The following is a 14,342-nucleotide window of genomic DNA, read 5'->3' on the forward strand; positions in this document are numbered from 1 at the left end:
GGATCGCTTTTATCTGATCATGGATACGGCCCATGAACTAATGGATGGAGGGCGTCACATGCGTTCAGATACAACAGTGATCGTTCTCGATCAGCATGCGCTGGTGCGCACAGGCTTGCGCGCATTCTTCAATACGCTCTATGGCATCCGGATCACCGAGGAGTTCCGCAACGCGGGCGCGTTGCTGGACCACCTGCAGGATCATCATGCAGACGTGGTGGTACTGGACTGCTTCCAGGGCAAGCATGCCGCCAAGGCGCAGGCACTGCTTCTGGCGATACAGCACCGCTCTCAATGCAGATTGGTGGTCTTCAGTTCCGACCTGACAAGCAGTGCTCGTGCCATGTGCATCGCGGCAGGCGCAGATGCGTATGTCGGCAAGTGCGAGCTACTGGACACGCTTGCATCCACCGTGCGGTCAGTCGTCGAGATGGCCCAGCCACGCAACCGCGGGGCAGACATGGACTTTCTCGGCTCGGCATTGCATGGCCTCACGCCTCGGGAGAGGCAGGTGATGCAGCTGGTAGCGGATGGGTTGTGTACGAAACAGATCGCCAAAGCGCTGATGCGCGCCACCAGCACAGTGAGCGCACAGAAATGGAGCGGGCTACGTAAGCTGCAGGTCAGCAGTGAGAACGAGTTCCTGAAACTGCTGCCGCCTGATTTCCGCTGGCCGCTCCACTGATCGGAAACTCAGAGGGTCAGCCCGTCTTGTCGATCAAGGCGCGCACCTTGAACAGCTCGGCATCGGTGCGGATACCCAGTTTTTGGTAGCCCGATTTCTTCTGCGTGCTGATGGTGCTAACCGCACGCGAGAACTTGGCTGAGATTTCCGTCGTCGACATACCGTCCAGAATGCAGCGCAGCACCTCATGCTCCCGCGGTGTCAGCGGTTCTGCAATGCCCTGCGGGACGGCGTCGCGTTGGGCGCGTAGGCCGCTCAGATCGGCCAGTTGCTGTCGCATGGCTCCGCTGAGATAGGTCTTGCCACTGGTGACGGCCTGAATCGCCACGAGAAGCTCATCTGCCCCTTCTCCCTTGGAAAGGAATCCATTGGCGCCGGCCTGCAGCGCCAGCGATACCGTCGCCGGGTTGAAGTGCGAGGACAGTACCAGGATGGAGAGGTCGCCGAAGCGCGTCCGCAGCGAGCGCAGCAGGTTGACCCCGTCCACGTCCTGCGGTCCCAACGAGAAATCCACGATCGCCAGATCCACCGGCTCGCCCATTGTGCCAAGTGCACGGATGAGATCGCGGGCGCTGGTGTATGTACCGACAATATCGATACCGCCCACGTCGGAGAGGCGCCCACGGATCCCTTCTATGACGATGGGGTGATCGTCGACCAGCACCACGCGGATCTTTTTCGGATGCATCGTCGATAATCCCGGAGGGAAGCGCCGCAGCGAGATTACCAGAGCACGGTGATCCAACGCACGTTATGGCTTGAAAGCCGGTGTCGCCATTCACTTTACCCGCAGCGCATTATCCCGTCGCTGCGTTCAACGCCGTGTGCAGCGCATTCATGAGACCATCGGACGGCTTGCCACCTTCGCTGAGGGCCGATTCCACCGCCTGCGCGCAGCGTGCGAGCTCTGTGCGGTCCAACATCAACGCGGCACCGTTGATCCGGTGCGCATAGTGAAGCGCCCGATCAAGCTCGCCACGGGCCAGCGCAGCATCCAGCGCGTTCAAGTCCTCCGAAAGCAGCGCTTCGTGGTCGATCTCGATCCCCGCCGGCTCTACGGGTTCGATGCGGCGTGGAACAATCCGGACGGGCCACAACTCCAGGATGCCTTGCAGCTCCTGCAGGCGCAGCGGCTTGCGCAGCACACCATCCATGCCGCATTCCAGGCACCGCGCCAGGTGCTCTGCGCCCGTTGAGGCCGAGATGGCCACCACGGGCAGGTGCTCGGCCCGGTGGACCGCCCGTATACGACGGGTCGTTTCATAGCCATCCATGCCCGGCATGTGACAGTCCATCAGCACCAAGTCGAAGGATTGCTGTGCAAGGATGGCCAAGGCGGCCTCACCACTTTCAACCAGCGTAGGCGCAACGCCCAGTTCCAGCAGCTGTTGTTGGATCAGCGACCGATTCCCGGGATGGTCTTCAACCACCAGCACTGTGCCGGGGGGCGCATCGTGCGCCTCAGGGGCCGTACAAGCGCGATCGGGCCCGGCCGGATCGACCACGCGCGAGGCCGTCTCGACCATACTGACCGGGATGGCGAGCACCACGGTCGTCCCGGTTTCCGGGATGCTGTCAAGCGTGATGCTGCCCCCCATCATCGTGACCAGCTCGCGGCAGATGGTGAGTCCCAGACCTGTGCCGCCGAACTCACGCGTCGTCGATCCATCAGCTTGGGAGTATGCCTGGAACAGGTGGTGCTGCTGGTCGAAGGGAATGCCCACTCCGGTATCCGTGATCCGGATCAGCAGCGTGGCACTACGCGGATCCGATGGGCTCGATGGCTCAAGCCGGGCATCCAGGTTGATACATCCGCGCTTGGTGAACTTGACGGCGTTTCCCAGCAAATTGTTGACTATCTGACGCAGGCGCGTCGGATCGATCATCACCAGGCCATTGACCTGATACTCCAGCCCGTAATTGATCATCAGGCCTTTTTCATCCGCACGCGGACGGATGAGGTCGACCGCCTGCTGCAGCAGCTCGCGGACATCCGTGGGCAGCTTTTCCAGCGTAAGCTTTCCTGCGTCCAGTTTGGACAAGTCCAGGACGTTGTCCAGCAGGTCCATCAGCGCCTCGGCCGCTACCGTGGCGCCATCGGTAAAACCCCTCTGCCGCTTATCAAGCGGTGTACGGCCCAGCAGCTCGATCGAGCCCAGCATGGCGTTGATCGGGGTGCGTATCTCATGACTCATGGTCGCAAGGAAACGCGCCTTGGTCTGCTCGCTGCGTACGGCGCGGCGTCTTTCCTCGCGTGCCCGCCAGCCGAAGAATGCCAAGAGAGCCACCGACAGCAGCAACAGCATCAACTCCACTCGGCGGTAGTGAAGGATAGACCAGATGGTGGGTGCGCCGTAATCTGCCTGGGACAGGTAACGTTCGTAGATCTCGTCGCTCTCGTGCGCTGTGATTGATCCCAACGCTTTGCCCAGAATCGTCAGCAACATTGGATTGCTGGCGCGTACCCCCATCTGCGCCCGGTAAGGCGGGATGTCCAACATGCTGGCAGTACCCAGCTGGCGCCCGTACTTGCGTCGCAGCAGCGGCGATAGGGTGGCTTCGGTGCCCACCGAAGCGTAGGCCTCTCCTTCCACTACTTTCCGCAGGCTTTCCTCGGGGCTGATGACCTCGATGGGTATTGCGCCTGGCCGTCGATCGGTCAGGATTTTCTGGATATCAGGGCCGCCACGGATCGCCACACGCTTGCCCTTCAACGTGTCCGGCCCGAAGGTCGAAGCGGCGTCGCCGCGCGTCACCAGGATCAGTGGACTGGCGAAGTACGCCTGCGAGTAGCGCAATGAGCGGTCCACCTCGCGACTGACCGTGGTAGGGCTGGCATTGGGAAACAAATCCACGCGTCCCTGCAGAAAGACCTGCTGGGACTCTTCCCAGGTACGCGTGGGAACGATCTGGAAGGACAATCCGGTGCGCTCGGAAATCGTGTCGAGGTACGCCGCGATCAGGCCTTGGTACTTGCCGTCCACGATGTCTTCAAGGGGACTGACGTTGGGTGCGCCGGCATAGTAGACAACCGGGTGCTCCGCGATCCATTGGCGCTCGGCCGCGGTGAATTCAGGCGCGCTGGCCACGGCCGGGAAGGTAAACATCAGCATCGCCACCGCGCTTGGCCAGCCGCGCCGCAATGCGATGGACCATCGCTGAAGTGCAGCAATCACAGGGAGCTTCCTCTGGCGGACCGTATATCCGACGTTGGCAGGACGAGGCAATGCAGCGGGCAGCCCCAAACCGATCGACGGGGTGCCACCGTAACACGCACCACAATTCGAAATTATTCGAATTGATGTGAAGACGGGGAACCGGTCGGCACCCCGGGCGACGTCATCCAGCGGAAGTCGGTGATGTACAGCCCCAAGGGGTTGGTCAGGTCCACATCATGGGCGGGAACTACCTGCTGGACGGTCAGCTGCGCCGTCCATCGCAAGGTGTGTGGGTCGTTACCCCGGGGGTCTGGTGTCACTTCATTCCATCCGATCGCGTAACGCTCTCCCGACTCCGCAGTAATTGAAATGATCTCCACCGTCAGCGGCGAGTCGATCGGGCGTCGGGACTGCGCCGACCAGTCCTTCAACTTTGCCAGCGCCCTTGGGCCGAGGACACGCATCGCACTGGCCAGATTCTGTTCACGCCGCGAAACATCCGCAGGCACAGCGCGCACCTGCATTATCCACGTCTTGAGAAAGTGCTCGATCTCCGGGGCGGCCGCGGTGTAATCGGCAGTCGCCCGCCCAAGCATGGCAACGCTGCCATCTGCATTGACCCGGGTGATGAGCGGCTTGGGAGGCGGTCGGTTCACCGACGCAACCAGTCCGGCCACGGCCAGTAACGCGATAGCGCCCAGTCCTACCGCTGCCCAACGCCATGCGCGGGCTTCTCGTTCTGCCTGCTTATGTTTCTGCTGGAGAAGCAGATAGGAGCTGAATATCTTCAAAGCGGTCGCGACCTCGGTGTTGGCGATCAGGGGAACAACTGGCAATGGGTGAGGAATCGGGGGGCCCGGGGACACCCGATTCCTCGTGATTCACCAGCTGTACTTAACCCCCATCTGCGCACCGTAGTTGCGGTAATCGTTCTTGCCGCGCAGCGTGCTCAGCTCGCCCCAGCCCGTCCAGCCACCGCCCATCTGCAGCTGCGCACCGGCCTTGAGCTCGTAGACATCGCTCGGCTGGCCACCGGCCAGGCCCACACCGTTGAACGCCACCGCGTTGTCGCCTTCGCTGTGGATCCAGTTGGCGGCCACGAACGGCTGCACGCGGTTGCCTTCGCTGGAGGTGTCATGCCCGTACAAACGCACGCCCAGGCGGGTCTGCAGGCCGCCGGCATCCGCCGTCTGCACCGTGGTGCCATTGGTCTCCACGTGCTGGTCACCGTCCATGGAATAGTCCGTGTAGGTCAGCTGAGCCTGCGGTTCCAGGTAGAAGGCTTTATCTGCCCCTTCATGCAACTGCATCGCGTAGCCGGCTTCGATGGAGGCCATCAGCGCCTTGCTGTCGTACCGTTCGGTCGCCAAGGCATCGCCCTGCACCTCGTTCTTGAAGCGCGCCGTCTGCAGCCAGGCATCCAGGTAAGCCCCCTTCTCGGAATCCGCGCTCTGCATCCACGTGGCATACAGGCCCAGCGCCTTGCCATCCACTTCGCCCTTGGCACCGTAACCGGTGACATTGGAGGTGGTCTGGCTGCTGGACTTGCCGGTAGCCAGCATGATGCCGGCCAGGCCGCGGCTGTCATCGCCCCACTTGGCAAAGTCCGTACCCACCTGCAGCATCGACTGGCGGCTGGCCACGTCCAACTGGCCTTCGCCCGCGTTGAACCGGGTGTGGTCTGAGGTCGTGCGGACCCAAGCCGAGTTGAGCGTGTCGTCCGACTTCAGCCGCTGCGCAAGGTTGGGCTCGCCCAGACGCTCATGCAGGGTCATGTCGAACATGCCCACTGCTGCGGCCTGGTTGGCCAGATAGGCGCCGGTTTCCGGGCGGTAGATCTTGGTCGGCGGCGGCACGACCGGTGGATCAACGATCTCCGGGTCCACCGGTGGGTCGATGACGATCGGGTCGGTCGGCGGATCAATCGGGTCAACCGGATCGACGGGATCGACTGGCGGATCGACCGGGTCAACGGGATCCACCGGATCGACCGGCGGATCGACAGGGTCGACCGGTGGTTCAACCGGCAGCTCCGAGCGCAGGTACCAGTCACCATCGGTCGGATCGGCCACACCGCCCTGATGCAGGAAGTACTCGTACGAGCCGCCCACCGCACGGCCCAGCAGATTGAACACGCCGGCCGAATCGCCATCCACCTGCACCAGCTGGATGCCATCGAAGGTCTCCGCGCCCTGCCCGCCCACGTTGTTGACCAGGATGCTGCTCTGCCCGGAGGTGCTGCCGAGCACGTGCAGTTTGTCGGTCAGCGAGGTGTCGTCACCCAGCACGGTGTTCATCTGCAGCACCGCGTTGTCGGCCACGTAATCGCCGGTCACGGTCAGGGTCTTGAATGCCCCGTCGTCATGATTGAAAGCGATGGTGCTGTTGCTGGCTGACAGGTCCCCTACACGGGAATCCCCGGTCATGTCCCACCGGCTGTCATCCAGGCGCAGGTCGTCGACGTTCTGTGCAGCGCCCTTCAACGAGCTGCCCTCGGCCAAGGTGACATTCGAGGTATAGCCTTCGCTGAAGTCCACGTTGCCCAGCAGCTCTGATCCTGCGGCGCTGAAGTTGACGGTGCCCGTACCGTCAAGCGCATCACGAAGCAGGCTGTTCGTACCACTGGCTGCACGCGTTCCACGCAGAGTGATGTCATTGGTGCCATCCCCGCGCACCTGGAACGTCGTCGCCTGGGCAGCGTAAACATCCGAGCTCTCAAGGCTGATCGCGGTCGTCTGATCTGCAGCGGCCACGGCCAGCACGGCGAGTGATGAGTCACCCAGTGCCCGGATGGTGCCGCTACGAACGTCGATGGACCCGCCCGTATTAGCTGACAGGGCGTACGAAGAGAGAGCGTTGGTCTCGACCAGAACCTCGTTGGCTTCGACCTTGGCTTCGCTCAGCGATACGATGCCGTGACCGTTCTGACCGCTGGTGAGAATCTCGACACCTTGCAGGTCCACCTCGCTGGCGGCCTGCGCCAGGACACCATAGGACTGGTAGCCGCCCGTGCTGATGTCTACATTCGACGCCCCGATCCGTGACCCGGAGCCGTCGGCCAAAAGGCCGCGCGAGCGCTCACCGATGGTGGAGATCGAGCTGTTGACCACGTCAGCCAAGCCGCCGGTCTTAACGTACACACCATGAGAGTCCCGACCGCCCACGGCGCTGGTAATGATGGAGGCACCATCAACGGACACCTGCCCACCTTCTTCAGCCTGGATGGCGCGTGCGGCAGAGCCTGTGGTGGTGATCGATCCGCCCAAGACCTCGACCTGGGCGCCCACCGACTGCACGCCGAAGGACCCCGTCCCCGCGGTAAGCACGTCCGTATCACGAAGATCCACGCGCGATCCGGTGCCTGAAGCCACCACCCCACGCGCACTTTCGCCCCGGGTCTCGATCCGGACAGTGTCCAGGGTCAGACTGTTGTTGCCACTGTAAGCGGCTGCCCCCTTGGACTGATCACCCGTGGTGAGGACGCTGCCCCCGGTCATCGAAACCTGCGATCCGTCACCTTCCGAATCCAGACCGTCCGAGAAATAGCCAGACGTTTCAATGGATGAGTTCTCCAAATTGATCTCGCCGCCGTTATCGGCCACGGCGCCAGAGGAGCCGATGCCAGATCGATCACCTTCGGTCTTGATCATCGTGTTGGACGCGTTGATCACGCTTCCTACGTCCGACGCGCGCAGTGCCGCAGCGCCATCGCCGACCGTAGTGACCGTGGTAGGAGTGCCATCGGCGTTGGCGCTCAGTTCAACCAAGCCACCGCCGGTGGCATAGACACCGTGTGAGGCATCGCCTTCTGTGCGGATGTCAGTGCTTTCGATGGTGGACACACCGCCGCCCGCCTCAACACCGTGGGCGGCCGCGCCCATCGTCTCAATGAGCGAGTTCGACACGGACATGGATCCAGAGTTGTATACCGATGCCCCCGAAGAGGTGTCGCCGTCCGTGTGGATCTGTACACCATCGAGCGTGGCGCGCGCATTTCCCCAAACGGCCACACCCACTGCACGGAGGCCTGTGGTGCTTAGATTGCTGTCACTAATATCAAGCGTTCCGCCAGGCCCTGCCCCCGCTGCATGGCTGTGGAACCCATCGGTGAGTACAGTGACCCCAGTGGCCTGCAAAGACGCATCACTGGACCACAATCCCAACGCATCCTCGCCAGCAGTCCGCAAAGTGACCGCGGTCGCCTCAATGGAGCCAGAATCACGTGCAGACAGGCCGTGAGCAGCGGCTCCAGAGGTCTCCACCGTGCTGTCAGTCAGGTTTACCGAGCTCCCCGCGCCGATAGCCAACCCGCCGAAAGCATTGGTTCCTTCGGTACGGATGTCCAGGCCAGCGCCCGCAATGCTGCCAGCGCCGAAGCTCAGCAGAGCATTCACATTATCGCTGGTGGTAGCGATGCTGCTGCCGGCGGGCACGGTAATGCTGCTGCCGTCTGCGACGACCCTATCAGCGTCAGCAGCTGATGCCGCACTGGCGCTCATCAGCAGCACGCTGCTTACAGCGATCGCTAAGGCGTGTCGGTTTGAGATTGGGGATTTCATGTCGTCAGCTCTGTTGGAAGATTCAGGCGACACAATATTTTTTGCCGGTCGGGGGCGGTATCGAAGAACTTCTAAAATACCCGTGACACGGTTCTCAAGCAGCGCCCCAGTGAGCTCACAGTCAGGAAGCTGCCTCGCCTCTGTGGGAATTCGGTCGTTGGGGTACGTATTTATTGGGGCAGGAGGCGCCTCCTGCCGGGGCTGCGTGACCTCCAGCGTGTGCACCTGCCCGCGCTTTATGACCGCTCATGGTCCCTGTGTATCTCACAAGCCCGCGTCAGCGGGCTCTGAAAGAAGGGCCGGCGCGAGGCCGGCCCAATCCCTACTGCCCAAGGGGGGAGGGGCAGCAACGCCGCGACGCTGATGGAAGAGGAAAGATCAGCCTCGCGCCGTACCGTCGGGAAACGGCGGGCACTTCATATCAGCGCATTGACGCTGCACATTCCATGGAAATGGTTCGAATTTAAGGCGGTATGTTCAATGAGAACCGCGCCCGGCTCAGCAGGAGACGCTGCTGCTACACGGCAACTACTGTGGCTTCGTTCAAGCTCGATCAGATCGATATGAAAGTGGTTGAGCAATTACGCCGCTTAGCTACCGTGTTAGACACGCCGCAGAGTGATTCCGTTGGTCTTTGTGAGTGGCCTCTGCAAACAACGTCCAGCCTGTAGCTTAGGGAGGGAGGTCCGCGCGAATGTAGCCAATCAGGCCGGTCGGGACGCTGCTGGCGGCATATGTCGAATAATTTCGATACCCTGCGTCACGCGCTGAAAATAGTCTGTATCCATTGAAACCATCTATGGATATCGACATGAAGATGCGTACCAGAAACGTGAAGCCCGTTGCGCTGTCGGTGCTTTCCTGTGCCGTGGCATGCCTGATTCAAGCACCGCAAGCAGGTGCCTCGATTCTTCGCGGCGAAGAGGTCACAGTGGGCCCGGCAGATCCGAAAGAGGCATGGACGCTCTACGACAGTTCCGTCCTTACTTTGAATGGCGCGAGGGCAGGCCTTGTGTTGGCGGAGAAGGCCACCGTCCATCTCATTTCCGGGTCGCAAGCCGACAATATCCATGCCCACACTGGCTCGGTGGTTACCGTCGCCGATTCCAACGTGCATGACATGGACCGCTTCCACACCCATGGCGCCTTTATTGTCCAGGAGGGATCAACGGCGCGGATCGAGCGCAGCGATATCTACAGCCGCGGCGATGCCGCACTGGAGATCTTGAGCGACCCGTTCAGAGGGGACGCGGCGGGCTCACATGTCACGGTGGCGGACAGTCGGCTGTGGGGTTACGGCGGCGGTGCGCTAGTCGGTTCGGGGAGCAGCCTGTCAGCCTCAAACACAATCATCCAGGCGCTGAGCACTACCGGCTTCGCCTCTGGCGCTGGGATTGTGATGTCTGGCGGTGTGTTCCGAGCGCTCGATGGCACGATCGTTGAAGGCGTCCGGGACGGCATCAGAGGGTATGCTGCAGGTGATTTCGCCGACGACGACTCGACAAACGGTGTCATCGAGATCAGCAATTCGCAGGTAAAGGGTCTCGGCGGCAGTGCTATCAGCATTTCACCGAACGCCGCTTCGGCCATGGACGGCTGGCGGATCCACGTCCATGACGGCGGCCAGCTTGAGGGCAGCGACGGCTACCTGCTCCATGTTGAAGGTCGAGGAGAGTTCACCACGAAGGCCGAGCTTTTCGTTGAAGAAACCACGCTCAATGGCAACGTTGGAAAATATGGGCAGGCCAACGGCAGCATCGCTAATGTCGACTTGTACAACGGTGGTCGCATCAATGGCAGGTTCGTGGATGTGAATGATGTCCTGATCGAAGACACCGGCTACTGGCAGCTGACGGGCCACAGCAACGTCGCTACCCTGGATCTCCGCTCGGGTGGCACGGTGCAGCTTGGCCAGGGGGAGGCTTTCAATGTGCTTGATGTCAGCGGCGACTTCGTCGGCGGCGGTACGCTGCTCTTCAACACGGTGCTGGGCGAGGACGACTCCCCCACTGACGTTCTTAACATCGGTGGAGGTACGTCCGGCTCGACGGGCGTACTCGTTAACAATGTAGGCGGCGTGGGTGCGGAGTCTGAGAATGGGATCGAGATCATCACTGTCGCGGGTGCATCGAACGGGGACTTCTCGTTGCTCGGACGCGCCGTTGCAGGTACGTACGAATATTTTCTCGCCAAGGGCGAAGACAATGGCAACTGGTACCTCACCACGGCCATGCCCGTGGCTCCGCCGGTAGACCCGGACCCGTGCGCAACCAGCCCCGGGGGGGCCGGCTGCCCGGTGATCGATCCACCGATCGAGCCAGAGATCCCTGTGGACCCGCCGGTCGAGCCAGAGATCCCGGTGGACCCACCGGTGGATCCGGAGATCCCGGTGGACCCGCCGGTTGATCCAGAGATCCCTGTGGACCCGCCGGTCGAGCCGGAGATCCCTGTGGACCCGCCGGTCGAGCCGGAGATCCCGGCGGACCCACCGGTTGATCCAGATATCCCGGTGGACCCACCGGTCGAGCCGGAGATCCCTGTGGACCCGCCGGTCGATCCAGAGATCCCTGTGGATCCCGTCGAACCGCCTGCACCGAAGGTCTACCGTCCCGAGATTGGTGCCTACCTGGCTAATCAGGCGGCGGCGACGGACCTGTTCACCCTCTCGCTGCATGAACGATTGGGCAGCGCCGACCTCGCCCGAGGCCTGACGGATTCGGACGATCGCGGTGCCACGTGGGTAAGGGCCTCCTCCGACACGGCGAGGTTCACTGCGGCAGAGGGGCAGCTTGCTGTCTCTAGCGACCAATCCTTGCTGCAGGCTGGCATCGACCTTGGCCGTTGGGGTGACGAAAGCCGCGGAGTTGTCGGCATGATGGTGGCAACGGGCAGGGCGAGCAGCAACACCACCTCAGCCGTGACCGGCTATCGCGCAAAAGGCAGCGTGACGGGCCAAGCCGTGGGTTTCTACGCTTCTTGGCTGCAGCGCCTTGATGCATCAGATGGCGCCTATCTCGATGGCTGGGTGCAGGCGGCGCGCTTCAAGAACGAGGTGAAGGGTGATGCCTTGGCCGACGAGCAGTACGACAGCAAGGCCCTTTCAGCCTCGGTGGAAGCCGGCTACGCCTTCAAAGTGGCCGAAGGCCGCGGCAGTGCGCTGTTCATCGAACCCCAGGCGCAGGCCACCTATGTCGACTACTCCATGGACGGTCAGGTACATGTGGAAGCCAACGGCACGAGCGTTCGCACAGTGGACGCCGGTGGACTGCAGACCCGGCTGGGCGTGCGCGTGCACGGTTACCGCGCTGGTCGAAATGCTGCGCGGATCAAACCGTTCATGGCACTGAACTGGGTCCACACAGGTGCCGCCAGCAACGCGGTCTCCTTCAACCGGGCGAGCGTGACAGGCGGCCGTCCCGGCGCTACCTACGAGCTGAAGGCCGGCGCCCAGCTGCAGCTGACCGGTGCCTGGTCGGCATGGGGTGAGCTGAGCACGCTGCAAGGCCAGGGCGGGTACAGCAATCGCGGCGCGCAGCTCGGTGTGAAGTACGCCTGGTGATCCAATTCGGTTGAAGCCAGACACAACGAAGCCCGCGTCAGCGGGCTTCGTTCGATATGGCGGCTCAAGGCGAGCGCTTTGCCGTCATTCAAGACTGATCAGACCACCATGAAGCCGGTTGATCAGCTGCACCGCTTCGTTGCCGTGATAGACATGCCGCAGGTTAATTTCACTGGCCTTGGTGAATCGGTGGCCGATGTGAACAACGTAGCACCCTGTCGCCCACGGCAGAAATCCCGTGGCATATGTAGCCTTGTCCAAATCCTGACACTTGACGCCGTATGCACTACGGTTCCAAGGAAAAAGACCGCTCTGAACCCAAATCCCCCTGGGATCGGCGTAAAGCTCAGTTGAGTCGAGGTGCAGGATCTTTGACTAGGGATGGTCTGAGCAGATCACCCGCAATGCATGGATTCATGAGGCGAGCGCTTCGTGCGACCACCTGCCGCGGTTTAGTTCGATGGACATAGGGTTTTGAAGGCGCCGTTGGGCGCTTCCAGACGGATTTATCCCCGGACCGGCACGAACTGCCGGCGGGTCATCCACAGGTTGGACAACGCAAACAGCGTCAGCACCTGCGCGCCGTTCTTGGCCAGCCCGCGATAACGGACCCTGGTGTAACCAAACTGGCGCTTGATCACACGGAAGGGGTGTTCCACCTTCGCGCGCATGCTGGCTTTGCAGCTCTCCCAGCGCTCGTGCTGCCGGCGGTCCCGCGCGTTCTTGATCGCCTTCACTTTGCCTCGCTTCCTGGCGATCAAGAACGCCGCCTTGGAATCCTGAAGCTCCGGCCGTGAATCTGCCCCGGTATAGCCGCTATCGCCCAGCACGCAGTCCTCCTTGCCGTGCAGAAGCTCTTGCGTGACGGCGACATCGCCTACATTGGCAGCGGTGCATGTCACAAGGTGCACAAGGCCCGAAAACTCATCCACACCGATGTGCGCCTTCATGCCGAAATACCACTGATTGCCTTTCCTGGTCGGGTGCATTTCCGGATCACGCGCCTTGTCGGCATTCTTGGTCGAGCTGGGCGCGTGGATGATCGTGGCATCCACGATCGTGCCCGCGCGCAGGCTCAGGCCCTGATGCTGCGGGTGGGCATTGACCGCTTCCAGCATCTTCGCGCGCAGGCCATGCGTCTCAAGCAAACCGGCGGAAATTGAGGATCGTGGTCTCGTCAGGAATGCGATCCAGCTCTGTTGATGCCGGCAATTCGGCGCATCACCGCCGTGTCGTACAGCGCTTCTCCCATCGACGGGTCGCTCAGGGCGTACAACTGGTGCAGGAAGTGGATGCGCAGCGGTGGCCAGCGGATACGGCTGGCGGCCGCGGCGGCCTGTCAGCGGGTAATGCGGCTCGATCAGTGCCAGCGGTCGCTTCCAGGGAACCGCCTGATCCATCCCGTTGAGGAACAGCTCGCGGCGCGCTTTCTTGCGCTGACCAAGGCCTTCGGCATCACCGAATGTCAGCTGCATGGAGGGTCCTTCAACGTGATCTGACGGACCTCAAACTTGCCGGCCAGCGGCCGGCACTACCATCGGATTTCGCGCAGATTTGTTCAGGCCATCCCTAAGAACAAAGCCCGCGTCAGCGGGCTTTGTTGGACGCTGCTCCAAGTCAATCAGTGCAGCTTCGAGAGTTTGCTAGTCAGTCCACTTCAGCACGGTTACTCCATTTATGTGAAGCGCAAGTTCCACCGCCGAGCTCACCTTGAGCTTGCGTAGAGCACTCTTCTTCTGCGTGCTGATCGTAGGAGCCGCCCGACCAAGTCGAGCGGCGATCTGCTTCGTGCCATAACCTTGAGCCAGAAGATCGACGACGGCCCTCTCTCGTTCAGTGAGAGCGTCGAGATGAATATTCTTCGACATTTTGTTGATCCAACGACAAGGGGCGCCCTTCCCGGGACGCCCCTTCGGACCCCTTACCAGCTGTACTTCACGCCCATCTGCGCACCGTAGTTGCGGTAATCGTTCTCGCCGCGCAGCGTGCTCAGCTCGCCCCAGCCCGTCCAGCCACCGCCCATCTGCAGCTGCGCGCCGGCCTTGAGCTCGTAGACATCGCTCGGCTGGCCACCGGCCAGGCTTGCACCGTTGAAGGCCACCGCGTTGTCGCCTTCGCTGTGGATCCAGTTGGCGGCCACGAACGGCTGCACGCGGTTGCCTTCGCTGGAGGTGCCGTGGCCGTACAGGCGCACGCCCAAGCGGGTCTGCAGGCCGCCGGCATCGACCGTCTGCACCGTGGTGCCATTGGTCTCCACGTGATGGTCGCCGTCCATGGAATAATCCGTGTAGGTCAGCTGAGCCTGCGGTTCCAGGTAGAAGGCTTTATCTGCCCCTTCATGCAACTGCATCGCGTAGCCGGCTTCGATGGAGGCCATCAGC

At 62.0% G+C, this 14,342-nt stretch carries 8 protein-coding genes and 1 pseudogene; 2 read left to right on the forward strand and 7 right to left on the reverse strand.

The genetic code is table 11. The features are described from left to right. Positions 1-58: 58 nt before the first annotated feature. Positions 59-685, forward strand: a complete 627-nt coding sequence (locus SOM47_RS16835) for a response regulator transcription factor (RefSeq protein WP_320506220.1) — start codon at positions 59-61, stop codon at positions 683-685. A 16-nt stretch (positions 686-701) separates the two neighbouring features. Here the strand turns inward: SOM47_RS16835 and SOM47_RS16840 are convergent, their stop codons facing one another. From SOM47_RS16840 to SOM47_RS16855, 4 genes are all read right to left on the reverse strand, one after another. Beyond that, the gene (locus SOM47_RS16840; RefSeq protein WP_320506221.1) at positions 702-1,373 is read right to left on the reverse strand and encodes a response regulator; all 672 of its coding nucleotides are present in this window, start codon (positions 1,371-1,373) and stop codon (positions 702-704) included. Positions 1,374-1,482: 109 nt separating this feature from the next. After that, entirely contained in the window at positions 1,483-3,861 is a 2,379-nt protein-coding gene (locus SOM47_RS16845; protein ID WP_320506222.1) for an ATP-binding protein, read from the reverse strand. Positions 3,862-3,974: 113 nt separating this feature from the next. After that, positions 3,975-4,679, reverse strand: a complete 705-nt coding sequence (locus SOM47_RS16850) for a VirB8/TrbF family protein (protein WP_320506223.1) — start codon at positions 4,677-4,679, stop codon at positions 3,975-3,977. A 45-nt stretch (positions 4,680-4,724) separates the two neighbouring features. Continuing rightward, positions 4,725-8,402 (reverse strand): autotransporter outer membrane beta-barrel domain-containing protein, encoded by a 3,678-nt coding sequence (locus SOM47_RS16855; protein WP_320506224.1) that lies wholly within the window; start codon positions 8,400-8,402, stop codon positions 4,725-4,727. Between the two features lie 811 nt (positions 8,403-9,213). Between SOM47_RS16855 and SOM47_RS16860 the strand changes: the two genes are divergently transcribed. Continuing rightward, a complete protein-coding gene (locus SOM47_RS16860) occupies positions 9,214-11,961 on the forward strand; it encodes an autotransporter outer membrane beta-barrel domain-containing protein (protein WP_320506225.1) in 2,748 nt (915 codons plus the stop codon). 506 nt (positions 11,962-12,467) lie between these two features. Here SOM47_RS16860 and SOM47_RS16865 read toward each other — a convergent pair. The 3 genes and pseudogenes from SOM47_RS16865 to SOM47_RS16875 all read right to left on the reverse strand — a co-directional run. After that, a pseudogene (locus tag SOM47_RS16865) lies at positions 12,468-13,436 on the reverse strand (IS5 family transposase). A gap of 168 nt (positions 13,437-13,604) precedes the next feature. Further along, positions 13,605-13,829: a helix-turn-helix domain-containing protein gene (locus SOM47_RS16870; RefSeq protein ID WP_320506226.1), complete on the reverse strand. Its 225-nt coding sequence runs from the start codon at positions 13,827-13,829 to the stop codon at positions 13,605-13,607. A 53-nt stretch (positions 13,830-13,882) separates the two neighbouring features. After that, a partial coding sequence (locus SOM47_RS16875) for an autotransporter outer membrane beta-barrel domain-containing protein (RefSeq protein WP_320506227.1) occupies positions 13,883-14,342 on the reverse strand: 460 nt, incomplete at its 5' end.

Origin of the sequence: Stenotrophomonas sp. CFBP8980 (genome assembly GCF_034046095.1) — a bacterium.
GTDB classification, from domain to species: Bacteria; Pseudomonadota; Gammaproteobacteria; order Xanthomonadales; family Xanthomonadaceae; genus Stenotrophomonas; species Stenotrophomonas lacuserhaii.

Excerpts from the sequence above, each read along its gene's own strand:
- SOM47_RS16835 (WP_320506220.1), top strand. The coding sequence starts at position 59 with ATGCGTTCAGATACAACAGTGATCGTTCTCGATCAGCATGCGCTGGTG.
- SOM47_RS16840 (WP_320506221.1), bottom strand. The coding sequence starts at position 1,373 with ATGCATCCGAAAAAGATCCGCGTGGTGCTGGTCGACGATCACCCCATC.
- SOM47_RS16855 (WP_320506224.1), bottom strand. The coding sequence starts at position 8,402 with ATGAAATCCCCAATCTCAAACCGACACGCCTTAGCGATCGCTGTAAGC.
- SOM47_RS16860 (WP_320506225.1), top strand. The coding sequence starts at position 9,214 with ATGAAGATGCGTACCAGAAACGTGAAGCCCGTTGCGCTGTCGGTGCTT.
- SOM47_RS16870 (WP_320506226.1), bottom strand. The coding sequence starts at position 13,829 with ATGTCGAAGAATATTCATCTCGACGCTCTCACTGAACGAGAGAGGGCC.